Genomic DNA, 23,949 nt, shown 5'->3' with positions numbered 1-23,949 from the left:
AATGATCACAATTGACGATATCAATCAGATAGTCAGTTCGGCACTTTTTATGGTTATTAAAATGTCTCTTCCTGTGCTGCTTACTTCAATGACTATTGGCCTTGTGATCTCTATTTTCCAGACAGTTACATCTATTCAGGAGCAGACCCTTACTTTTGTTCCAAAGGTACTAGGAGTCTTTATTATGATCATGCTCATGGGAAACTGGATGGCAACTGAACTTTCTGGATTCATAACTACTCTGTGGTCGGATTTTTCCAAGTATGTCCGCTAAAAAGGGGGCAGTATGATCGATTACAGCTTTAGTTATGGGGATTTAGAAGTTTTTCTTCTTATAGTTGTAAGAGTTACAAGCTTTATCTTTGTATGTCCCTTCTTTGGAGGAAGGCAGACGCCAAACCTTGTTAAGATTGGATTTGGACTTCTGTTATCAATCTTGCTTTATGGGGCTGTGCCTTTCAACGCTCCAGATTACAACAGTATCATAGGATATACAGTTATTGTGTTAAAAGAGGTCCTGACAGGCTTTCTTATAGGCTATGCAGTTCAGATATGCGAGATGATAGCGGCTTTTGCCGGAACTATTGTTGATATGCAGATAGGTCTTTCCATGGTCAATATTTTTGACCCAAACACAAATGAGCAGGTTACTATTACAGGAAGTCTTTATTCACAGATACTTACTATGATGCTGATCCTTACTGGAATGTATCAGTATATATTACGAGCTTTGGCAGATACTTTTATTCTGGTTCCCATAAATGGGGCAGTGATAAATTCAGATAAACTCCTTGCTTCAATACTTGGATTTATGAGGGATTACATAGTAATAGGATTTAGGATCTGTCTGCCGATATTTATCATCACATTTATTACAAACGTGGTACTGGGTGTCCTTGCTAAGGTTTCACCACAGATGAACATGTTTGCTGTTGGTATTCAGATAAAGATAATAATCGGACTTTTAATAATGTTTGTCACGGTTACAATGCTCAATGATGCTTCTAATTTTGTTTTTATCAATATGAAGGAGCTGATGGAAGATTTTGTTTACAGTCTTAGAAGTAGCTGATGCAGGCTACGAACCGTTAATTAAATACGACTTACAGTTTTTTGCTGAGGACGCAAACGGCGCTGAAAAGTCAGAGGAACCTACAGCCAAAAAGCTTGATGACGCCAGAAAGGAAGGCCAGGTTGCTAAGAGCCAGGAAATAGCTACAGCTTTTTCTTTGCTTGCTTTCTTCCTCATCCTGAGGCTGGGCTATGGCTTTATAGGAGAAAATTTTAAGGCAGAATTTGAAAGAGTGTATAACAACATTCCTTATGTGGCAAGGCTCTATGATGGTAATCTTCCCTATAGCTATATCAGTAGTACTGTAAATAATGCTCTTTTGACAATTTTATTTATCTGTGCTCCGTTTTTTTTAATAGGTTTTATGATTGCTTTTGTATGCGATTTTGTGCAGGTTGGATTTAAACCCACCAGTAAGCCGCTTCAGCCTAAGCTTTCAAAGCTAAATCCTATAAGCGGTATGAAGAAGATTTTCTCGACAAGAAAACTTTTTGAACTTGCTAAGTCAATTTTAAAGCTTGCAATTATGGCAATCGTTATTGTCAGCTATTTTAATGGTAGAACGGAGTCAATATTTCTTTTGTATGATATCCCTCTTAAACAGGCTATAGGCCTTATGGGGAATTTCATAATAGATCTGGGGATCAGGATAGCTGCTGCCTACATGATAATTGCATTTGCAGATCTGATATACCAGAGGCGCAAGTTTAAGAAAGATATGATGATGACCAAGCAGGAGGTCAAGGATGAATTCAAGAATACTGAAGGTAATCCTGAAATAAAGTCAGCTCAGAAGAGACGAATGATGCAGGCATCAAGAAGACGTATGATGCAGGAACTTCCCAAGGCAGACGTTGTCATCACAAACCCTACTCATTATGCAGTTGCAATTCGTTATGACGCTCAGGAGTCAGAAGCTCCTATCGTAGTGGCTAAGGGTGCCGACTACCTTGCTCAGAAAATCAAGGAAGTGGCGAGAGAAAATGATGTTGAGATTGTAGAAAATAAGCCGCTTGCCAGAATGCTTTTTGCTAATGTAGAAGTGGGAGAGATGGTTCCTCCAGAACTCTACAAGGCAGTAGCAGAAGTACTTGCATATGTATACCACTTAAAAGGCAAGGTTTAATTCCTTTTCTTTAAGCTTTGGTTTATAAGAAAACTTGGAAAGGGGGATAAGAGATGGATAGAAAGCGCATCGTAAACAGAATATATGATTATGGTCTTGCCCTGTATATTGTTGCAGCTATTGTAATGCTCATTATTCCTCTGAAGGATTGGATCCTTGATATACTACTTGCCTTTGATATGTCTTTATCCTTTGTGATAATGTTTACAGCCATGTTTGCAACGGATGTGCTGGAGATGAGCTTTTTCCCAACTATCCTGTTGTTTACAACAATCTTTAGAATTGCGCTAAACGTTTCTTCCACAAGACTTATTCTGACGGAGGGAAGTGCGGGACAGGTTATTACAGTATTTGGTTCCTTTGTAGGTGGTGGCGATCTAATTGTAGGAGCTATTGTTTACGTTATTCTTATAATCGTTCAGCTGATGGTCATCAATAAAGGTTCGGAACGAGTCGCTGAAGTATCTGCCAGATTTACACTTGATGCTATGCCTGGTAAGCAGATGGCTATTGATGCCGACCTTAATACCGGTGCCATAACTGATGCAGAGGCCAAGGCAAGAAGAGATAAGATCCAGGAAGAAGCAAGCTTTTTTGGAGCTATGGATGGTGCCACCAAGTATGTTAAGGGAGATGCTACAGCTGGTCTCATAATTACGGCTACAAACCTTATTGGCGGAATTGCAATGGGAATTCTCAGAAAGGGAATGGATGTCAATACAGCCATAAATACCTATTCAATTCTTACTATGGGTGATGGACTTGTAAGTTCTATTCCTTCCCTGATGATTTCAATGTCTACAGGTATTTTGGTAACCAAAGGCTCCAAGGAGGCGGATTTTGGTCATCTTCTTATCAATCAGCTCTTTGGAATGCCCAAGACTTTGTATCTTGTTGGAGGGGTTGTGGCAGGACTTGGTATTTTTTCACCTCTTCCAACAGTGTTATACGTTACCTTTGGAGCAGGATTTATACTACTTGGCAGAATAACTTCTCAGACAATTGAGGAGGTTTCAACGGAAGCTGAAGTAGCGTCTCCTGAAGAAACCCAGGCAGAGGAAATCAGACAGCCAGAGAATGTTACAAGTCTTTTGCAGGTTGATCCTATCGAGCTTGAGTTTGGCTATGGAATTATTCCTCTTGCTGATGTAAATCAGGGCGGCGACCTTTTGGACAGAGTAGTCATGATAAGACGGCAGGTTGCTTTGGAACTAGGTACTGTGGTTCCAATCATCAGACTACGAGATAATATTCAGTTGAATCCTAATCAATATATCATTAAAATTAAAGGTATACAGGTAAGTGATGGAGAGATTTTGTTTGATCACTATATGGCCATGAATCCAGGACATGTTGAAGATGAGATCACAGGTATTCCAACCTTTGAGCCTTCTTTCCATCTGCCGGCTATCTGGATTACTGAAAGTCAGCGAGAAAGGGCAGAGAGTCTTGGATATACAGTTGTTGATCCTCCATCTATCATTGCAACTCACCTTACTGAGATCATCAGAGAGCATATCGCTGAGCTTATGACAAGGCAGGATGTACAAAATCTTGTTGATAATCTCAAGGAGAACAATCCGGCACTTGTTGAGGAACTTGTTCCTAAGCTGATGAGTCTTGGTGAGATAGAGAAGGTACTGCAGAATCTTCTTAAGGAAGGCGTATCGATCAGAGACCTAGTTACGATATTTGAAACTCTTGCGGATTTTGCACCGTCGACCAGAGATCCGGATATTCTTACAGAATATGTGAGGCAGAGTTTAAAGAGAGCTATATCCAGCAAATATTTTATTCCAGGAGAAACTACCAGTGTTGTTACACTTGATCCTAAGATAGAACAAGAGATCATGAGTAGTGTCAAGCAGACTGAGACAGGTGCTTATCTGACACTTGACCCTGCAAGAACAAAGGCGATTCTTAGTGCCGTTGGCGAACAGGTCAGAAAGCTTGAGGAAGCTGGCAGAATGGCAATCATCATGGCATCTCCTATTGTGCGTATGTATTTTAAGAAGATGACAGAGGATTACTATAAAGATTTGATTGTGATTTCTTACAACGAAGTGGAACCTAATATTGAATTACAATCTGTGGGGATGGTAACTGCTTAATATGATTATCAAAAAGTATGTTGGAAAAACTGAAACTGAAGCAACCGATGAGGCTAAAAAGGAACTTGGGCAGAACATTGTTGTAATGAATGTGAGGCCTTTAAAAAAGAGCGGATTCTTTTCTCTTTTTCAGGCTCAGAAGATTGAGGTCACGGTGGCGCTTGAAGAGGAAACAGAAAGGCCTGTTACAAGGACTCTGACTCCTGATAAGGGCGTAAAACCTACGCCTAGAAATCCACTTGTAGAAGGCAGTCAGAAGGATACAGTAAGACCTGCCATCAAGATTAACAAGTCTCCTGATATCATTGATGAGGGAAGCGCTATTGAAGAGAAGCTTGATAATCTTTCAAGTCTTCTTGAAAAGAACATTAAATTCAGCGAAAAGGAAGATGATAAAGAGCCTGATATTCCTGAAAAAGAGCCTTCATCCAAAAAGAGTGAAGACAGAAGCAGTATATCGGAAGAAAGTCTGTCTTTTATCAAATTGTTGTATAATACTCTTATAGAGAATGAAGTGGATGAGATTTATGTTAACCAGCTTACCGATGAAGTTGAAAAGATAAGTAAGCCTGGAATGGCCTTTGATTTTGCCCTTGCAAATGTTTACCAGAAAATGGTCCTTAAGTTTGGCAAGTCAGAGCCAATTGACCCTTCTTTGACAGGAAATGGGCCCAAAGCTGAAATCTTTATAGGTCCTACAGGTGTTGGCAAGACAACTACCATTGCAAAGCTTGCTTCTGAACTATCAGTAACCCAGAAAAAGAAGGTAGCTCTTTTGACAGTTGATACATACAGGATTGCGGCTGCTGAACAGCTTCGTACCTATGCATCAATCCTTGAAATTCCCTTCAGGGTTATTTATTCGGTTGAGGAGATCATAGCTGCTGCCGAGGATTTTAAGGACTATGACTACATCATGGTCGATACAGCTGGCCATTCCCAGCACAACGAGGAACTCAAGAACGATATAGAAGCCTATATAAGAGCACTGGAAGATATTATGGAGTGCGAGAACTTCCTTGTTCTGTCTGCAACTACCAAGTATAGAGATCTTCTTGAAATTGCAGATTCCTATTCTGAGGTTGTGGCTTATAAGCTTATATTTACCAAGATGGATGAAACTGGCGCCAAGGGAAACCTTTATAATGTAAGGATGCATACTGGAGCGCCAATTGCCTATATTACAAATGGACAAAATGTCCCAGATGATATTGCTGTATTCGATGCTCAGCGTATTGTCAAGAATCTGTTGGGTGGAAAGAGTTAACGGGGTATATTATGGACCAGGCTACACAGCTTAGAAATATTATAAAAAATACCAATAAGCCCCAAAGACCGCTAGCCAGGATCATTACTGTGACTAGTGGAAAAGGCGGCGTTGGAAAGTCTAATGTGGCCATAAATCTTGCAATCCAGTTTCGCAAGATGGGTAAAAGAGTGATAATTCTTGATGCTGATTTTGGCCTTGCTAATATAGAAATCATGTTTGGAACGGTTCCCAAGCATAATCTATGCGATCTGATATATCAGGGCAAGAACATAAAGGAAATCATTACCTGGGGGCCTGAGGGAGTTGGATTTATTTCTGGCGGTTCGGGAATTTCAGGAATGTATAATTTAAGCCGGGATTATCTTGTTTATATTATAGTTAATCTGGCAGAGCTTGATGCTATCGCAGATGTGATTATAATTGATACGGGAGCTGGTATTTCAGATGCAGTAATGGAGTTTTTAGTGGCAAGTGGAGAGGTTATTTTAGTGACAACTCCTGAGCCAACTTCCATAACGGATTCATATTCTCTTTTAAAGGCTCTTAATCAGAGCCCGAGATTTTCAAGAGAGGATACGAAGGTAAAAGTGGTATCAAATAGAGTTTCGTCAGAAGAAGAGGGACAACAGCTTTTTAATAAGTTAAATGCTGTTGTAGCCAGGTATTTGAAACTTCCTTTGACATATATGGGAGCTATCCCGCAGGATCAGATGCTTGCAAGAGGTGTTATGCAGCAGAGTCCTGTATCACTTGCTTATCCAAATGCCAAATCCGTTAAGGCTTTTGAGACTATAGCAGGTAAGCTTATGAATCCGGGATACACTGCTGAGGTTAAGCAACGAGGAATGGCTGCTTTCTTTTCACACATCATAAACAGCAGGAAACTAAGTGCTACACCTCAGAATTTAAATACTACACCAAATTTACCAGCTTAATTTTATATCCTAAGAATGGAGACTAAAAAAGTATGTTGGCAGATTATATTTCTCCCGGCAACAGGGTGGAACTTAAGGCAACTGGCAAAATGTGGATGGATGATGATGCCAGGACAAAACAAATATATATGAGCAAGGTTATGGATGTTACTTCAGATGACCGTATAGAGGTGTTGATGCCCTATGAAAAAGGGCGACTTGTACTTCTTCCGGTGGATGGAGAATATAGCCTTTGTTTTTACAGTCAAAAAGGTTTATTCCAGTGCTTTTCAAGGATTGTAGACAGATACAGAAGCGACAATATGTATATTCTGGTCCTTGATCTTACGAGCGAACTTTCAAAGCTTCAGAGACGTGAATATTACAGATTTAGTTGTGCTCTTGAGCTTAAATCAAGACTCTGTACCAAGGAGGAACTTGAAGCTTATGAGATGAACAGAAAATATTTGGTAGACCCGGGTGAGTCCCTTCAAAAGAGCGTAGTTGTTGATATAAGTGGAGGCGGGCTTAGATTTGTGGCTAATTTCAGATATGAGGAGGGCAATACAATCTATTGCGCTTATCGATTACCTGGAAATGTCAACGATAAAGAGTACGAAATGATATGTAATGTCTTAAAGGTTAATGAGCTGGAGAGTAGACCAGGACTCTTTGAACATCGTATCCAATACATAGTTATTGATGAGTCTTCCAGAGAAGATATTATTCATTTTATCTTCGAAGAAGAACGAAAAATAAGAAAGAAGCAAACTTAATTATGAGAAAAATTTTATTAATTGATGACTCTGCACTCATGAGAACCGTTCTCAGTGATATTATTAACTCAGATCCTAGATTTCAGGTAGTTGATAAGGCTAAGGACGGACTTGAGGGACTGGAACTTCTAAAAAAGAATACGTATGATGCGGTTGTTCTAGACATTAATATGCCTAGAATGGACGGAATTACGATGCTCAAGGAAGTTCAGAAGTTAAAGATCAAAGCAAAGATCATGATGGCCAGCACCGACACAAGAGAAGGTGCCAAGGTAACCATGGACTGTCTTGATCTTGGAGCTCTCGATTTTGTTCATAAGCCTGACAGGGCTTCTGAATGTAGAGGCGAAAACTTTACACAGCAGTTTATCAATACTCTTGCAGCTGTTGCTGAGTCAAAAGCTCCCGCACCTGCCAAGGCTTTTTCAATGGTGGAAGCCAAGGAAACCAAAAAGGTTGTGGAGCTAGTCAGCAAATCAGCCAGCAAGATAACGGGTAACAGAATAGTTGCAATCGCAAGTTCTACCGGTGGACCAAGAGCGCTTCAATCTGTTATTCCTAAACTACCTAAAAATCTAAAGACCCCTGTTGTCCTGGTACAGCACATGCCAGAGGGCTTTACAGCTTCGCTTGCAGAGAGGCTTGATTCTCTTTCGGAGGTGAAAGTTAAAGAAGCTGCGGAAGGCGATGTACTTGCTCCGGGAACAGTCTATATATCCAGGGGCGGCAAGCATATGCATGTAATTAAAAGTGGCTCAAAGAGTACGATCCATTACATGGATGGCCCTACAAGAGAAGGCGTAAGACCTTGTGCCAACTTTATGTATGAATCTCTTATGGATTCGGATTATGATGAAATATGCTGCGTTGTTCTGACAGGAATGGGAGCTGACGGAACCGAGGGAATAAAGAATTTAAAGGGTAAGAAAAAAGTATTTGTGATCGGACAGGACGAAAGTACCTGCACCGTATACGGGATGCCTAAGGCAGTTGCTACAGCTGGACTTGTGGATCAGGTTGTAAAACTTGAGAACGTTGCCCAGGAAATAATAATGCATGTCGGCGTGAATTGAGGTATTTCATTACTTTTTAATTATTCTTTAATGCTTATTTTCTTTTATTCCTCCATTCAAAAGCCGATAATAAATTCAGGAGTATGCGAAATCCCGTTTACTTTTGAATACTATCACTTTTCTTATGGAGGTAAATAGGTTATGGATGTTTCCCAGTATCTAAGTGTCTTTCTTGATGAAGCTAAAGAGCATCTTCAATCTCTCAATGACAACATCATGATTCTTGAGCAGGATCCTGAAAATGAAGATTGTATCAATGAAATCTTCAGATCAGCCCATTCTATGAAGGGTATGGCTGGAACTATGGGCTATACCAGAATGCAGAATCTTACTCATGACATGGAGGATGTATTCTCAGATGTTCGTGCGGGCAAGATTAAGATCAAGTCTGCTGATATCGACGTTCTGTTGCAGTGTCTTGATGCAATTCAGGCATATGTTGACAGTATTACAGAGAATCAGGACGAGGGTACTGAAGAACATCAGGATATCATAAAACTTCTTGCAGACATCAGAAATGGTGGTGGCGGAGCACCTGCTGGTGATGCAGCTGCTGCCCCTACACCTGCTGCAGCTAATGCAAATGAAGCTGAATCTGCATCTGCGGATGGCCCTGCACCTGGTGCCGACGGCACAACAGACTATAGGGCAATTCGTCTTGATCCATCAGTAAAATCTACTTTAGAGGAAGCTAAATCACAGGGTAAGAAAATTTATGGTGTGACAGTTCACATTCAGGAGTCCTGTATTCTTAAGGCTGCCCGTGGCTTCCTTGTTTTCAAAGGCCTTGAAGAAATCGGTGAGATTGCTTGTTCTGAGCCAAATACTCAAGATATTGAAGATGAAAAATTTGAATTCTCATTCAGTCTTATCCTTATAACAGATGAATCTAAGGAAAAGGTTGAAGAGATTGTTAAGGCTGTTTCTGAAGTTGATGGCTGCGAATGCGGTGAGTTTGATCCAAGCGGCGCTAAGCCTGCAGAAGAAAAAGATGAGGCAGCACCTGCAGCTGAAACAGCAGCGGCAGCAACTCCTGCAGCACCTGCAGCACCAGCTGCAAATACTCCTGCACCTGCAGCAGCGGCAGGCGGTGGAGCCGCAGGCAACAAGAAGGCTGTTGGTAAGCCAGTTGTTAACAGAACAGTCCGTGTAGATATAGAAAAGCTTGACGTTCTCATGAACCTTGTTTCCGAGCTTATCATTGCCAAGAACTCACTTATATCTGCAGCTAATACCTCTGGTGTCAGCAACGGAAATGTAAATGAGCAGATTGAGTACCTTGAGAGCGTTACCACAAACCTTCATGAATCAGTTATGAAGGTAAGAATGGTACCAATTGAGAGCGTACTTCAGAAATTCCCACGTATGATAAGAGATCTTAACAAGACTCTTAACAAGAAGATGGAACTCACCATGACTGGTGAAGATACTGAAATGGACCGTACTGTGGTTGATGAGATTGGTGATCCTTTGATGCACCTTATCAGAAACAGTGCAGACCATGGTATTGAGTCAGCTGATCTTCGTGCTCAGCGTGGTAAACCTGAAGTTGGACAGATTTTCCTTCATGCCTTCCAGGATGGTAACAGCGTTGTTATTGAGGTTGGCGATGATGGTAATGGTATAGACGCAGAAGCTGTCAAGAATAAAGCCATTGAGAAGGGGGTTGTTTCTCCTGAACAGGCAGCTCTTTTGACAGAAAAACAGTGTGTAGAGCTTTTGTTCCACCCTGGATTCTCAACTGCCAAGCAGGTTTCAGAAATTTCTGGTAGAGGTGTAGGTCTTGACGTTGTTAAGTCCAAGGTTGAGTCTCTTTCTGGTGAAGTAACAGTTAAGACAAAGCTTGGTGAAGGATCAACCTGGATTATCAGACTTCCTCTTACTCTTGCTATCATCCAGGCACTGATGGTTATTATTGGCGAAGAAAAATATGCTATTCCTCTTGATTCTATTCAGAGTATTGAGGATGTTTCACCTTCAGATATTAAGTTTGTAGAGAATAAAGAAGTTATCAATCTTCGTGGTAGCGTTCTTCCTCTTATAAGATTAAATGAAGTTCTTGATACAGAATCAACCAAGGCACCTGATGAGGACATGGTTGTTGTTATTGCAAGAAAAGGCGATCAGCTTGCTGGCCTTGTTATCGATGAACTTATGGGACAGCAGGAAATCGTTATCAAGCCTCTTGGTAAGTACACAAATAAATGTAAGCTTATCAGCGGTGCTACTATCCTTGGTGATGGTGAGATAGCACTTATCCTTGATACTAACTCAATTTTCTGATAGTTACTAAAGACCGTTAACTTTTAGAAAGGAAGAAGAGCAAATGAATGAACTTAGAGAAGGTGCTGATGTAGGCGAACTTATTCAGTACATTGTAATCAAAATTGATGATGAGCAGTATGGTATCAATATCAAATTCATTGACAATATTGTAAGAATGCAGCAGATCACTCGTGTACCTAAGGTTGATGATTATCTTAAGGGCGTGATCAATATTCGAGGCGAGATTGTTCCTGTAATGAGCGTCAGGATGAAAATGGGACTTGCCGAGGATGAGATTACAAATAAGTCCAGGATCATTATCTTAAAGACAGAAGGCGGCGATCTAGTTGGTATTATTGTTGACCAGGTTAATCAGGTTCTGACTCTTGATTCTAATAACGTTGAAAAGATGCGTTATGACGACAAGAAGGGCAAAGCTGATGCTTCGTTTGTAAGTGGTGTTGGACACTATGAAGGTGGTCTGGTTTCAATACTTGATCTTGAAGCTGTTGTTTCAGAGAGGCAGGCAAAAGAGGCAGCTACAACCGCAAGTTGATCGGAGGATTATAAATGGGTGATATGAGTTTAGACCAGTTATCCAACCAGTACTTTGACGTACTAAAAGAGCTGGGTAACATTGGTGCAGGGAATGCGACGACAGCTCTGGCACAGATGATCGGAACTAAGGTTGATATGTCAGTTCCCCAGGTAAGACTTCTTGATTTTAAGGATGTCGGGGATATGATGGGCGGCGCAGAACAGATAATGGCTGGCATTTACCTGGCTGTTGAGGGGGATATTGATGGAAGTATCATGTTCCTTTTAAACAAAAATGCAGCCAGACATCTTGTTGATAAACTTATGGGAACGGGACCAAAGCCTGAGGAGGCTGAGTTTGACGAAGTTGAGCTTTCTGCCCTTAAAGAGGTAGGAAATATTATTACCGGATCATACCTAAATTCCCTTTCCATGATGACCAATCTTAAGCTTGTTCCGTCAATTCCTTTTGTAGCAATTGATATGGCTGGTGCGATCCTTTCTGTTCCTGCTATTCAGTTTGGAATGATGGGAGATAATATTCTTCTGATCGAGACCCAGTTCTTTGATGAACTTAAGCTTAGTGGCTATTTTATCCTGCTGCCGGACATGGATGGTTATAAAAAGATTCTTTCATCACTTGGATTAGGCGATGTTTCTTTATAAAGCGAAGGGGCAAATATGAGTCAAATAATTAAGGTTGGTATGGCTGATCTGAATATTTGTGTAAGCCCCGATGGCATTACTACGCTGGGCCTTGGCTCATGTGTAGGTATTGCTGTTCGTGACCCCGTCACTAAGATTGGGGGCCTAGCGCATATAATGCTGCCAGATTCCACTGAGATAAAGAATAACTCCAATATTCCGAAGTTTGCTGATACAGGTATAGAAGAACTGATAAAGCAAATAGTTGCTAAAGGAGCCAGCAGATCAAGGCTTGTTGCCAAGATTGCCGGAGGAGCGCAGATGTTCGCGTTCCAGACTAATAACAACACTATGAGAGTTGGAGACAGAAATGTTCAGGCTACTTTAAAGAAACTTAAAGAAATGAATATTCCTGTTCTGGCCCAGGACACTGGCGATTCGTATGGAAGAACGGTCATATTTTATCCAGAAAATGGTAATTTTGTAATCAGAGCTGTAGGAAAGCCTGAAAAAATCATATGAATACCGACACTGAAGAAATTAAAAAACCTAACACTAAACTGATCACACCACTGATAGTGCTTAGTTGTACTGCTATCATTGCAATCTATGCTTACTTTAAGCGCTATCCAGTGGGGGATTGGTTTGTTATTGTTTGTATGAGCGTAGTTATATTTCTTGTTATAGGTCTCATCGTTGAAAAGATGATAACAAAGTTCGTTGATATAAACTACGAAAAACAAATGGCAGAATTAGAAGAAGCCCGAAGACTAGAGGATGAAGCTCGGGCTGCAATGGAAGCTGAAGGCGTAGACGTTAATTCTGATAATATCAGAGTTGATGATGAGAATTATGTTCCGCCTGAATTCTAAAAAAATATATGACTTGGGGACATGACTAATGGATGAAGCAGAAAGAAGTAAATTATGGGAAGAGTATCATAATACTAAATCAGCAGATATTCGGGAAAAGCTGATACTTGAGTATGCTCCACTTGTAAAACTTGTAGCTGGCAGACTTAGTATGTATCTTGGCTTTAATGTTGAGTACGACGATCTTGTTGGTTATGGTATCTTTGGACTTATTGATGCAATCGATAAGTTTGATCTTATGAAGGATGTTAAGTTTGAGACTTATGCAAGCCTTCGTATTAGAGGTGCCATTTTAGACCAGATCCGCAAGATGGACTGGATACCAAGGACCATCAGGCAGAGACAGAAAAAGATAGAGGCCGCTATCCGGGAAATCGAGAGAGATGGAGGCCATGTTGCTACTGATGCTGAAATAGCTGCAAAAATGGAAATTTCCGAAGATGAATATGCTAACTGGCAGAACCAGATGAAGGTTACAGGCGTTGTATCTTTAAATGAGTTCATGGATCAGGGAGCAGACATTCCTGAAGATTCTAATAACAGGGGCTCTGGCTTTGTTAAACCGGAAGAGGCAATAGAAAAAGAGGAACTTAAGAAAATGCTGGCTCAGTCCCTTGAGTCTCTTACTGATAAAGAAAAGAAGGTTATTTTACTGTATTACTACGAAGAACTGACGTTGAAAGAAATAAGTGAAGTTCTGGAAGTGTCTGAGTCCAGAGTATCTCAACTCCACACTAAGGCACTTCAAAAAATGCGTGAGAAGCTTGGCGATTATTTAGGCATACTAACAAATTCGAGGTAGCTTATATGAACGGATATTTTCAGCTTGTTGTTACTGAAGAAGGAACAGGAATCAAGGTTTACAAGCCTACAGGTGACGGAACTCCTTTGGATGTAAATATGGTCAGGGACTATCTGGATGACAAGAAAATTCAATATGACGTTGTTAAGATAAACGAAGCTGTGACAAATCAGGATGAGACTGTGGTTGTTTTTACGGAAACTAAAATAATGCCCGAAAGAGAATACTGCAGGATTGAATCTTCCAAGGATAGGATGACTGTCACAGCTGTTTTTTATCCTCCTACAGAGGGAGCAGAACTGCTCACAGAAAAAGAAATCCTGGATTCGCTTGCCTACAGAAAAATCGTTTATGGTGTACAAACAGAAAATATCCATGAGTTCTTTGAACACAGAAAGTATTGTACAGAGATTGTTGTCGCCGAGGGAAAACCGGTCAAGCAGGGAACTAATGCCAAGGTGGAATATCATTTTAGCGTTAATAAACGACCAAAGCCAACTGTAAAAGAAGATGGAAGTGTTGACTATTTTAACCTTGATCTTATCCATAATGTCCAGGAGGGACAGCTCCTTGCAACCCTTCATCCGGAAGTCCCCGGAGAACCTGGCATAAATACTCTTGGTGAAAATATAAAACCTGCCAATGTAAAGTCTACTTACATCAAGTTTGGAAAAAATACAATTCTTTCCGAAGATAAAATGACACTTACAGCAGCAAAGGCAGGCCACGTTACTATAAAAGAAGGCAAGGTAACAGTTTCAGATGTACTTGTCCTGGCAAACGTCGATGTTTCTACTGGAAACATAGATGCGGAGGGAAGCGTAGAAGTAAAAGGAGTTGTTGCCTCCAATTTCTCTATAAAGGCTGGCGGAAACGTTGTTGTAAAAGGTATAGTTGAGGATGCAACTATAATTTCAGGCGCTGACGTTATATTAGAGTGTGGTGTTAAGGCGGGTGGCAAGATCACTGCCGATGGGAATGTTGTAGCCAAGTTTATAGAAAATGCCACCGTGACAGCAAATGGCGGTATATCAAGCGAATGTATATTGCATTCCACAGTTACTTCGGGAACAGAGATAAATGTTACAGGAAAAAGAGGATTCATTGCAGGCGGAAAGGTTTGCGCTGCTGATAGGATTCAGGCTAAGATCCTCGGGTCTGAAATGGGAGCAAACACAGTAATTGAAGTTGGCGCTGATCCACAGCTTAAGCTTAGACTCAAAGAACTTCAAAAAGGTATGGCAGAGGCTCAAAAGACCCTTGAGGGCATAAAGCCAACTGTTGAAGGCTTTTCCAAGATGCTAAAAGCAGGAGCAAAATTTACACCAGATCAGGTTGCTAACGTTCAAAAACTTGTTGGACTTAATAAAACTCTGACTCAGAAGATTCAGGATGATTCTACAGAATATCAGGAACTAATGGAAAAGCTTGCTGAGCAAAAGGAGGCTGATGTAATCGTAGAAGGAACTGCATATCCAGGTACTATAGTAAATATTGGAGAATTATCAATGATTGTTAAAAAACCAGTCCAATATAGCCGATTTATTATAAAAGAAGGTGATGTAAGACTGGCTCCAATATGATAAAATAAGCTTGGAAGGAGGTGGGTGCCATGTCGATTAACCGTATTGAATTTGGCGTGATGGCGGCCACAAGTGAAGTGGGGACTATCAAGGCGGCGGAAGATGCGCGGCCTTTGATGGATCAGCGAAATTTCCAGGCTCAGTTTAATCAGGAAGTAGACAATCAGAGAAGCCAGGTTACCGAAAAAGAAAATGTAAGTTCGGGGGAACTTCATTCAGATGCTGAGGACAAAGGCAGCAACGAGTACATGGGTGACGGTGGCAGGAACAGACGCGGATCTAAAGAGGGTAAAGAGAAAAGCGCAATCCTTGAAAAACAGCTGTCAGCAGACAAAATGGAGAAGATTGCAGGTCACGTTCTTGACCGGAATGGTAAGCCTGTAAATTTTGGTATTTCGTCAGGTTTTGATTTGAAGATTTGATATGTTTACGGTATAATAGTAATTGATTTTACTTAGGGGATTGGGCGGAGATGATTAGCATTACTGAGATTGTTCTCATAGTTGCAGGATTTGCAGCTATCATATTAGGGTACCTTCTACCAGCTGGTAAAGAGATGGACGAGGAGGACAAAATGCTCATGGAGAGAGAAATTCGTGAGCTTGTTCGTCGTGAAGTTGAGGATCAGAAGGAAACCATCGAAAATATGGTGGATAACACCGTAGATAATTCTCTTGATCGTACAGAGCGCGCTATGGAGCGCATATCTAATGAGAAACTTTCCGCAATAAACGAATATTCGGATACTGTCATAAATGACATTCACAAGAATCATGATGAAGTCATGTTTATGTACGATATGCTAAATGACAAGCACAAGAATCTTTCTAATGTAGTATCTGAAGTTGCCAAAAAGACTGATGAAGCCAAGCAAGCTGTAAGAGACGCTGAGGCTACTGTTCGTGATGCCGAAGATGCTGCAAGAGATGCTAAGGCTTCTGTTTCTATGGCTCAGGAAGCTAGTACAAATCTTACTAATTCTTTGAATAAACCAGAAAAAAATGTAAGAGCAATCCTTCTTGATGAGGATGAAGATAAACTTAGTGGTATCAGAATTCCTTATAAGGAGAAAAACTCAGACAAAAAAGATAATGACAGAGAAGACATTAAAGATCATGGAGATAATGAAGTTGAAAAAATATCTGCCAGACCTGTCAATGATGAAGAGGATTATGATACATCCATAGAAAGCGGATATGTTTCTGAAAAGGATATAAAGGAACTTCACGACATCGCTGCTGAGGTCATACCTGAAGAAGAGGTTAAAAAGCTTAGAGTTATCGGCCATAAGCCTGAAAATTCCAAGGTGGTTCCAATAACAGACAGAAGAGATAATCCTGACAGAAATATGCAGGAATTAACTGCTAATGACCCTATTTCTCAGAACAGACGCATAATTGAAATGCACAAAGCCGGCAAATCCAATATGGTAATAGCAAGAGAACTGGGGCTTGGAATTGGAGAAGTTAAGCTTGTTATTGATCTTTCCAATAAACACAGGAAAGTTAAATGATTTTTTTACTACATTACAATAAGGACAGAAACGTATGAAACTAAAGTACTATCTTCGCGGAATGGGTATAGGCATAATACTTACTGCGATTGTTATGGGCTTTGCTCTTGGTGGCAGGAAAGCTACCATTAGTGATGCCGAGGTTATAGAAAGAGCCAAGGCTCTTGGAATGGTGGATGGTGGCGTTTTGAGCCAGTCATCTGAAGCTGAACAGGAAATCAAAACTAGCAGTAGTTTTAATTCTGAAACTACTGTCGAAAGTGAGGAAATCACAGATGATTCATCTGCATCCATTGCGTCATTGGATAAAGAAGGAGACGAAATTTCTGAAGAAATCAACCAAGGGGTCGCTGGTGCAAGTAAACCACTTTCGGAAGTGGCTAAAGATGAAAAAAAAGATAGCAGTAAGGAATCAGAAAAGGGAAAAACTGAAACTGAATCTACAAAAGAAACTTCCAGTAAGACTTCTTCTAATTCTGATACCACAGTTGAATCTTCCAATAATGCTACTGCAGGTATTTCACAGGAAAAAAATGAAGAGACAGTTTCCGCAGCTGCAGAATTGACGACAAGTACCCAAACTGAAACAAGTTCTGTTCTTGGAAGTACAACTTCTACTACCAAGACAGTTACTATTCCGGGAGGACTTGGATCTGATCAGGTGGCGCAGATTCTTTATAAAGAAGGAGTTATTGATAATGCTGCCAGTTTTAATACTTACCTGATAGAAAGAAAGATGGACCGTATCATCAGATCTGGAGTTAAGACCATTCCTGCAGGTTCTTCTTATGAAGATATAGCCAGAATAATATGTAAGGGATAAGAGATAGAACATGATAATGGTGTTTCTATCTCTTTTTTCGTTTTAAATTCTCAAAAAAGTGTTGAAATCTGATAAATGCTATGCTAATATTAGAGAGCTGTTGATTTGTGGGATAATTATGCCCATAATTACAGACTGCTAATGGCAGTAACAATATTATACACGCATATCTAATTCTCTAGCCGGTGTCAGTTATAACTGATCAGCCAGAGAGCCAGGCGCAGAGATGACGCTTTCTGCGAACCACCTGACCAGGGATGTGCGGAAGATTAAACCAAATGGAGGTAATAACATGAGCGTTGTATCAATGAAGCAGTTACTTGAGGCAGGTGTACACTTTGGTCACCAGACAAGAAGATGGAACCCTAAAATGGCTCCTTACATCTTCACAGAGAGAAATGGTATCCACATTATCGACCTTCAGAAGTCAGTTGTTAAGGTTGATGAGGCTTACAAGGCAGTATTCGAGATTGCACAGCAGGGTGGAACAATCCTTTTCGTAGGTACTAAGAAGCAGGCTCAGGACGCAGTTAAGACTGAGGCAGAGCGTTGCGGTATGTACTATGTAAACGAGAGATGGCTCGGCGGTATGCTTACAAACTTCAAGACAATCCAGAGCAGAATCGCTAGAATGAAGGCTATCGAGAAGATGCAGGAAGATGGAACATTTGATGTTCTTCCTAAGAAGGAAGTTGCTCAGCTCAAGAAAGAGCTTGCTAAACTTCAGGCTAATCTTGGTGGAATCAGAGATATGAAGAGAATCCCTGACGCTATCTTTGTAGTAGATCCTAAGAAGGAGAGAATCTGCATTCAGGAAGCTGAGTCTCTTGGAATCACACTTATTGGTATCGGCGATACAAACTGTGATCCAGAAGAGCTTGATTTCATCATTCCTGGTAACGATGATGCTATCAGAGCTGTTAAGCTTATCGTTGGTAAGATGGCAGATGCTGTAATCGAGGCTAATCAGGGTGCTGAGTCTGATGCTGCAGCTGATTATGTAGCAGAGGATGCTGAGGCAGAGGCTGAGGAAGTTAACGAGTAATTTTTTAATGAGACAAGTGATGGCAGATGCCAAAACTCAGAATCCATTGGGTTCTGAGTCTTGTCTCATGATTTTTATACAATCAAATATACGGAGGAAAACAAAATGGCTATCACAGCAGCAATGGTTAAAGAGTTACGTGAGTCAACTGGCGCAGGTATGATGGAGTGCAAGAAGGCTCTTACAGAGACTAACGGAGATATGGATGCAGCCGTTGAGTATCTTAGAAAAAATGGTATTATGAAGGCTGAGAAGAAGGCTAGCAGAATCGCAGCTGAGGGTCTTACAAGAGTAGCTACAAAGGACGACAAGACAGCAGCAGTTGTAGAGGTTAACTCAGAGACTGACTTCGTTGCACAGAATGATAAGTTCCAGGCATTTGTTGAGGCAGTTGCTACACAGGCAGTTAATTCTGATTCTAAGGACATGGATTCATTCATGGCTGAGAAGTGGAACCAGAATGAGGCTCAGACAGTAAATGATGCACTTGTAGAGATTACAGCAGTTATCTCAGAGAAAATTTCTATCAGAAGATTTGAGAAGGTTGTTGCAGAGAATGGTATTGTAGTTCCTTATGTACATGGTGGCGGAAGAATTTCTGTTATCGTTGAGGCTGCTACAGATGTTGTTAACGACGAAATCAAAGAAGCTGTTAAGAACGTAGCTATGCAGGTTGCAGCTCTTAATCCTAAATTTGTTTCATCTGATGAAATTTCAGAGGAGTACAGAAACCACGAGAAGGAGATTCTTCTTGCACAGGCTATGAAGGAGAACGAGGAGCTTCCAGAGGGTAAGAGAAAGCCTCAGGAGATCATCGAGAAGATGCTTATTGGACGTCTTAACAAAGAGTTCAAGGAAATCTGCCTTAACGATCAGGTTTATGTAAAGGCTGAGGATGGCAAGCAGTCAGTTGGACAGTATCTTGCTCAGGTTGGTAAGGCTAACAACGCTAACCTTTCAATCAAGAGATTTGTACGTTTCGAGACTGGTGAAGGTATAGAGAAGAAGAACGAGAACTTCGCTGAGGAAGTTGCTAAGCAGGCAGCTGGTCTTAACTAATTATAATTTAGATTTTTACGGAGCTTCGGAAATCTTTCCGGAGCTCTTTTCTTATTAGGATTTTGTTGTATACTAATAAGGTACGATTTTTTAGAAGACTTTGTTGGGAGTATTAAGTTTTGAACAGTTCTGTAACTATTAAAGGCACTAAATCGGGGATAATTCTAGTACTTGATCCTGATGTGGCATTTTCTGATCTTCGCGGGGAAATTAAGAGCCACTTTATTGAGGCATCTTCATTCCTTGGCAAGAACAAGATGGGACTTATCGTTAGAGGGAGAAATCTTTCTGAAGAAGAGGAACATGAGGTTATGCAGATAATAGCAGATAATACTCAGCTGACGATTACTTGCATAATTGATGAGGAATCTGAGACAGAGAGACTTTTTAATATGAGGAGTCAGCAAGATAAGATCCATGAGGCTGATGATCATACAAGTCCTGCTGATACAAATACCACAGATATATCAACAGACTGCGATAATAATGCGCAGGTTCTTGTTGGTAATCTTCGTTCTGGTCAGGATGTTTCCTGTAAGCAAAATGTAGTGATCCTGGGAGATGTTAAACCAGGTGCAAGTGTCACTTCATATGGTAGTATTTTTATCCTTGGTGAGCTAAGAGGCAATGCTTTTGCCGGAGCTGGCGGAGATCATGGAGCTATAGTAATGGCTCTAAAACTCAATCCTCTTCAGGTCAGGATTGCAGATGCAATTGCAATTTCACCTGATGCTGAGAAAGGACCCAAGCTCAAATTTAAGAAAAAGAGACTAAAAACTGATGAGAATGAGCCGGAGGTAGCTTATATAGAGAATGGTCATATTGTTAAGACCTCCTATGGACCTTCGTTCCTTAGACAGTTTAGTAAGTAAATAATTGGAGGAAGATATGGGAGAAGTTATCGTAATAACATCTGGTAAGGGCGGTGTAGGTAAGACTACTACAACTGCTAACCTTGGTACAGGCCTTGCCAAACTTAACAAGAAGGTTGTACTTATTGACACTGATATAGGACTTCGTAACCTTGATGTTGTCATGGGTCTGGAGAACAGGATTGTATATAATCTTGTAGATGTAATAGAGGGAAACTGCAAACTCAAGCAGGCTCTTATCAGGGATAAGAAATATGATTCATTATTTCTTTTACCTGCCGCTCAGACCAAGGACAAGACAAGCGTTACTCCTGAGCAGATGAAGAAACTTACAGAGGAACTCAAGCAGGAATATGACTATATAATTCTGGATTGTCCTGCTGGAATTGAGCAGGGATTTAAGAATGCTATTGCTGGTGCTGATAGGGCACTTGTTGTAACAACACCTGAGGTTTCTGCTGTACGTGATGCAGACAGAATAATTGGTCTTCTTGAAGCCAATGAGATCAAGCAGACTGCCCTTATTGTCAACAGACTTCGTCCAGATATGGTCAAGAGAGGGGATATGATGTCTGCAGAGGATGTAATCGATATCCTTGCAATCGATCTGATCGGCCAGGTTCCTGATGACGAGAACATTGTTGTTGCTACTAATAACGGTGAGCCTTTAGTTGGCGATAATTCACTTGCCGGACAGGCATATATGAATATTTGCCGCAGAGTAATAGGCGAACAGGTTCCATTTTTAGATCTTGATGCTAAGAAAGGAATTTTCTCTTGGTTTAAGAAGAAATAATAAGGGGGAGGGACTAATGAAACTATCAGATTTTTTCAAAAAGAAATCTTCAAGTGATGTTGCGAAAGACAGACTTAAACTTGTACTTGTTTCAGATCGTGCCACATGTTCCCCTGAAATAATGCAGAGAATCAGAAGCGATATTATAGAAGTTCTTTCTAAATATGCAGAGATTGATATGGAGGGTATTGATATTAACTTTACCCAGATGGATACAGAGGAAAATGATGGCAAGACTGTGCCAGCTCTTTATGCTAACATCCCTATCAAGAACATGAATCATAACATGAAGAAATGAATATGTACGACGAGATAAATGTAGGATTATCTACAGCTAAGGCCAAGGAACTTCATGCCCAAGGGTATGGGAATACTCAGCTTGACAATACAGCAAAGACTACAGCAGATATCATCAAGGAAAATGTATTTACCTATTTTAACCTGATTTTTCTTATAATGGCTATCCTGTTGATAGTTTCTGGTGCCTTTAATTCGCTTACCTTTTTGCCGGTTATTATCTGTAACTCGCTTATAGGTATAGCGCAGGAACTTAAAGCGAAAAAGGTACTGGACAGGCTCAATGTTTTGAATCAGGCTACTGCTACTGCTATAAGAGATGGTGCAGAGGACATTGTAGCTATTGATAAGCTTGTTCTGGGAGATGTAGTTCTTTTAACAGCTGGTAGTCAGATCTGTGCAGATGCTGTAGTCCTTGAAGGGGAGATTGCTGTCAACGAGGCTCTTCTTACTGGAGAGGCTGACGAAATCATTAAGCAAGAAGGCTCTGACCTTATGTCTGGAAGTTTTGTTGTTTCTGGAAGGTGCCTTGCAAGGCTTACCAAGGTTGGTGCAGACTCTTATATTTCTCAGCTTATGCTAAAGGCCAAGAAAATGCCTGCATCTGATCAGTCTGATATGGTAAAGTCCATAAATAGGATAGTGGTAGCTGCCGGTATTGCTATTATTCCTATTGGAATAGCTCTTTTTATACAGAGCTTTTATGTTCAAGGAAATTCATTTGCAGAGACAGTGCCATCTGTAGTTGCTGCTCTTATTGGAATGATTCCTGAGGGACTTTATCTTTTGCTTAGCATTACACTGGGACTTAGTACCATAAGACTTGCCAAGGAAAAGGTTCTGCTCCATGACATGCGTAGTATAGAAACACTTGCCAGGGTGGACACTATATGCGTGGACAAGACAGGAACTATTACTGATAATAGTATGCTTGTTGCAGATGCTGTCCTTGCTGATCCAGATATAGAGGATGCGGATGATAAGCTTCTTGCAGTAAATACTCTGATTTCTGATTATATAGGATGCGTTCCGGATGATAATATTACAATGCATGCTCTTGAGGATTATTTTAAATCTGCAACTGGTAGAACGTGCATTAGTTTTCATGCGTTTTCTTCCAAGTATAAATATAGTTCAGTGCAGTTCGATGATTCAACATATGTTCTTGGAGCTCCTGAATTTGTGCTAGGAGGCTTGTATGAGAACTATAGCGATAGGATAAACTCTTTTGCCCAGAAGGGACTGAGGGTTCTTTGCTTTGCAAGATACTACGGAGGCGCGGATGAGTCTTCAATCTTAGATCCTGTTAATGGTCCGGTTTCCTTGCCTGTTCCTCAGGCGAGTCTAGAAGGTGCCCTTAATATTCCGATAGCATTTATTTTGATGCAAAATCCTATCAGGGAAAATGCGAGAGATACTTTTGAATTTTTCAAGAAGCAGGGTGTAGAGATTAAGGTTATTTCTGGTGATAGCCCTATTACTGTTTCAGAAGTGGCTAAAAATGCAGGGATAGATAACGCAGGAAGATATATAGATGCCAGCAATATGCAGGATGAAGATATATCAGAACTTGTTGAGAAAACAACTGTATTTGGAAGAGTGTCTCCTGAACAGAAGCAGAAGATAATTAATGCCCTCAAGAAAAATGGCAGAACTGTTGCTATGACAGGTGATGGTGTAAATGATATCCTGGCTATGAAGGATGCAGACTGCTCTATAGCTATGGCAGCCGGGTCTGATGCTGCAATCCAGGCAGCACAGGTTGTCCTTTTCGATAGCGATTTTTCCAGAATGAGAGGGATTGTTTCAGAGGGCAGGAGAAATATAAATAATATAGAGCGAACAGCAACACTGTTCCTTGTTAAGAATATTTTTTCACTGCTACTTGCACTGTTTTCTATAATCAGTGTACTTACTTATCCTCTTCAACCTTCTCAGATCACTATGGTGAGCCTTGTGAATATTGGAATTCCAGGATTTTTCCTGGCTATGGAGCCCAATAACAAAAGGATACAAGGTCATTTCCTTGTAAAGGTATTATTAAAGGCAATGCCTGCGGCTTTGACGGACTTTTTTGCAATAGCTGCCCTTGTTGTGTTTGGAAATACGTTTGGTGTTAATCCGGAGGATATATCTGTTGCATCAACATTTCTTTTGGCAATTGTAGGATTTATTATTCTTGCCAATATTTCGGCTCCATTTAATGCATATAGGGTAAAGGTTCTTCTAGGATGTATTATCGGGATGATGGCGGGAGCATTTTTCTTCCATGATCTGTTTTCAATCAGTTATGTTTCAGTTGAGTGTATTATGCTTTTTGTTTTGTTTGCTATAGCAACGGAACCATTTATGCGTTACCTTACTAAAATTTTTACCAGTATTGAGAAAAAAATACAGAAAAAAGCCTTAATTTCTGATAAAATTTAAAAATTAAATGTGAATTATATTATGGCTTGTGATATAATTTAATAGTATTCAATTATTTAGTAGGGAGATCA

Annotated in this window: 24 protein-coding genes; all 24 read left to right on the top strand. The window is 40.5% G+C overall.

All coding sequences use genetic code 11. From position 1 onward, the window contains the following. Position 1 precedes the first annotated feature (1 nt). The 24 genes from fliQ (at position 2) to BLO53_RS14150 (ending at position 23,878) form a co-directional block, all read left to right on the top strand. Positions 2 to 274 (top strand): flagellar biosynthesis protein FliQ, encoded by a 273-nt coding sequence (fliQ, locus tag BLO53_RS14265; protein ID WP_026487726.1) that lies wholly within the window; start codon positions 2 to 4, stop codon positions 272 to 274. 12 nt (positions 275 to 286) lie between these two features. Next, positions 287 to 1,072 carry a flagellar biosynthetic protein FliR gene (locus BLO53_RS14260; RefSeq protein ID WP_092062941.1) on the top strand — a complete coding sequence of 262 codons (786 nt, stop codon included), beginning with the start codon at positions 287 to 289 and terminating at the stop codon, positions 1,070 to 1,072. Then, positions 1,047 to 2,198 (top strand): flagellar biosynthesis protein FlhB, encoded by a 1,152-nt coding sequence (flhB, locus tag BLO53_RS14255; RefSeq protein ID WP_092062938.1) that lies wholly within the window; start codon positions 1,047 to 1,049, stop codon positions 2,196 to 2,198. Before BLO53_RS14260 ends, flhB begins: the two co-directional genes overlap by 26 nt. Before the next feature lie 53 nt (positions 2,199 to 2,251). After that, positions 2,252 to 4,309: a flagellar biosynthesis protein FlhA gene (gene flhA / locus BLO53_RS14250; RefSeq protein WP_026487729.1), complete on the top strand. Its 2,058-nt coding sequence runs from the start codon at positions 2,252 to 2,254 to the stop codon at positions 4,307 to 4,309. A 1-nt stretch (position 4,310) separates the two neighbouring features. Then, entirely contained in the window at positions 4,311 to 5,576 is a 1,266-nt protein-coding gene (gene flhF, locus BLO53_RS14245; RefSeq protein WP_092062935.1) for a flagellar biosynthesis protein FlhF, read from the top strand. A gap of 11 nt (positions 5,577 to 5,587) precedes the next feature. Further along, positions 5,588 to 6,514 carry a MinD/ParA family protein gene (locus BLO53_RS14240; protein WP_035789073.1) on the top strand — a complete coding sequence of 309 codons (927 nt, stop codon included), beginning with the start codon at positions 5,588 to 5,590 and terminating at the stop codon, positions 6,512 to 6,514. Between the two features lie 32 nt (positions 6,515 to 6,546). Next, positions 6,547 to 7,269: a flagellar brake protein gene (locus BLO53_RS14235; protein ID WP_092062932.1), complete on the top strand. Its 723-nt coding sequence runs from the start codon at positions 6,547 to 6,549 to the stop codon at positions 7,267 to 7,269. A 2-nt stretch (positions 7,270 to 7,271) separates the two neighbouring features. Continuing rightward, positions 7,272 to 8,342, top strand: a complete 1,071-nt coding sequence (locus tag BLO53_RS14230) for a protein-glutamate methylesterase/protein-glutamine glutaminase (RefSeq protein WP_176757296.1) — start codon at positions 7,272 to 7,274, stop codon at positions 8,340 to 8,342. 141 nt (positions 8,343 to 8,483) lie between these two features. After that, positions 8,484 to 10,625, top strand: a complete 2,142-nt coding sequence (locus BLO53_RS14225; protein ID WP_092062925.1) for a chemotaxis protein CheA — start codon at positions 8,484 to 8,486, stop codon at positions 10,623 to 10,625. 43 nt (positions 10,626 to 10,668) lie between these two features. Further along, entirely contained in the window at positions 10,669 to 11,163 is a 495-nt protein-coding gene (locus BLO53_RS14220; RefSeq protein WP_092062922.1) for a chemotaxis protein CheW, read from the top strand. A gap of 14 nt (positions 11,164 to 11,177) precedes the next feature. Then, the gene (locus BLO53_RS14215; RefSeq protein WP_026487734.1) at positions 11,178 to 11,810 is read left to right on the top strand and encodes a chemotaxis protein CheC; all 633 of its coding nucleotides are present in this window, start codon (positions 11,178 to 11,180) and stop codon (positions 11,808 to 11,810) included. Positions 11,811 to 11,825: 15 nt separating this feature from the next. Beyond that, on the top strand, positions 11,826 to 12,311 hold the full coding sequence (locus BLO53_RS14210; RefSeq protein WP_026487735.1) for a chemotaxis protein CheD: 486 nt from the start codon (positions 11,826 to 11,828) through the stop codon (positions 12,309 to 12,311). Then, positions 12,308 to 12,661, top strand: coding sequence for a hypothetical protein (locus BLO53_RS14205; protein ID WP_026487736.1), 354 nt, complete (start codon positions 12,308 to 12,310; stop codon positions 12,659 to 12,661). Before BLO53_RS14210 ends, BLO53_RS14205 begins: the two co-directional genes overlap by 4 nt. 28 nt (positions 12,662 to 12,689) lie before the next feature. Continuing rightward, a complete protein-coding gene (locus BLO53_RS14200) occupies positions 12,690 to 13,463 on the top strand; it encodes a FliA/WhiG family RNA polymerase sigma factor (protein WP_026487737.1) in 774 nt (257 codons plus the stop codon). Between the two features lie 5 nt (positions 13,464 to 13,468). Continuing rightward, on the top strand, positions 13,469 to 15,046 hold the full coding sequence (locus BLO53_RS14195) for a DUF342 domain-containing protein (RefSeq protein ID WP_092062919.1): 1,578 nt from the start codon (positions 13,469 to 13,471) through the stop codon (positions 15,044 to 15,046). A gap of 29 nt (positions 15,047 to 15,075) precedes the next feature. Next, positions 15,076 to 15,468 (top strand): hypothetical protein, encoded by a 393-nt coding sequence (locus BLO53_RS14190; RefSeq protein ID WP_092062916.1) that lies wholly within the window; start codon positions 15,076 to 15,078, stop codon positions 15,466 to 15,468. A gap of 50 nt (positions 15,469 to 15,518) precedes the next feature. After that, positions 15,519 to 16,559: a DUF6115 domain-containing protein gene (locus tag BLO53_RS14185; RefSeq protein ID WP_092062914.1), complete on the top strand. Its 1,041-nt coding sequence runs from the start codon at positions 15,519 to 15,521 to the stop codon at positions 16,557 to 16,559. 34 nt (positions 16,560 to 16,593) lie between these two features. After that, positions 16,594 to 17,382 carry a hypothetical protein gene (locus tag BLO53_RS14180; RefSeq protein WP_092062911.1) on the top strand — a complete coding sequence of 263 codons (789 nt, stop codon included), beginning with the start codon at positions 16,594 to 16,596 and terminating at the stop codon, positions 17,380 to 17,382. Between the two features lie 292 nt (positions 17,383 to 17,674). After that, positions 17,675 to 18,427 (top strand): 30S ribosomal protein S2, encoded by a 753-nt coding sequence (gene rpsB / locus BLO53_RS14175; RefSeq protein ID WP_092062908.1) that lies wholly within the window; start codon positions 17,675 to 17,677, stop codon positions 18,425 to 18,427. A gap of 105 nt (positions 18,428 to 18,532) precedes the next feature. Then, complete coding sequence (gene tsf, locus BLO53_RS14170) at positions 18,533 to 19,486, top strand: translation elongation factor Ts (RefSeq protein ID WP_092062905.1); 954 nt, start codon at positions 18,533 to 18,535, stop codon at positions 19,484 to 19,486. Positions 19,487 to 19,605: 119 nt separating this feature from the next. Continuing rightward, entirely contained in the window at positions 19,606 to 20,358 is a 753-nt protein-coding gene (locus BLO53_RS14165; protein ID WP_092062902.1) for a septum site-determining protein MinC, read from the top strand. Positions 20,359 to 20,374: 16 nt separating this feature from the next. Further along, a complete protein-coding gene (minD, locus tag BLO53_RS14160; RefSeq protein WP_026487743.1) occupies positions 20,375 to 21,154 on the top strand; it encodes a septum site-determining protein MinD in 780 nt (259 codons plus the stop codon). Positions 21,155 to 21,170: 16 nt separating this feature from the next. Beyond that, positions 21,171 to 21,452, top strand: a complete 282-nt coding sequence (minE, locus tag BLO53_RS14155) for a cell division topological specificity factor MinE (RefSeq protein ID WP_026487744.1) — start codon at positions 21,171 to 21,173, stop codon at positions 21,450 to 21,452. Positions 21,453 to 21,454: 2 nt separating this feature from the next. Next, a complete protein-coding gene (locus BLO53_RS14150; protein ID WP_242875384.1) occupies positions 21,455 to 23,878 on the top strand; it encodes an HAD-IC family P-type ATPase in 2,424 nt (807 codons plus the stop codon). Positions 23,879 to 23,949: the final 71 nt, after the last annotated feature.

Origin of the sequence: Butyrivibrio sp. INlla14 (assembly GCF_900102515.1) — a bacterium.
Classification (GTDB): domain Bacteria; phylum Bacillota; class Clostridia; order Lachnospirales; family Lachnospiraceae; genus Butyrivibrio.
This window is presented reverse-complemented; position numbering and strand designations above follow the sequence as displayed.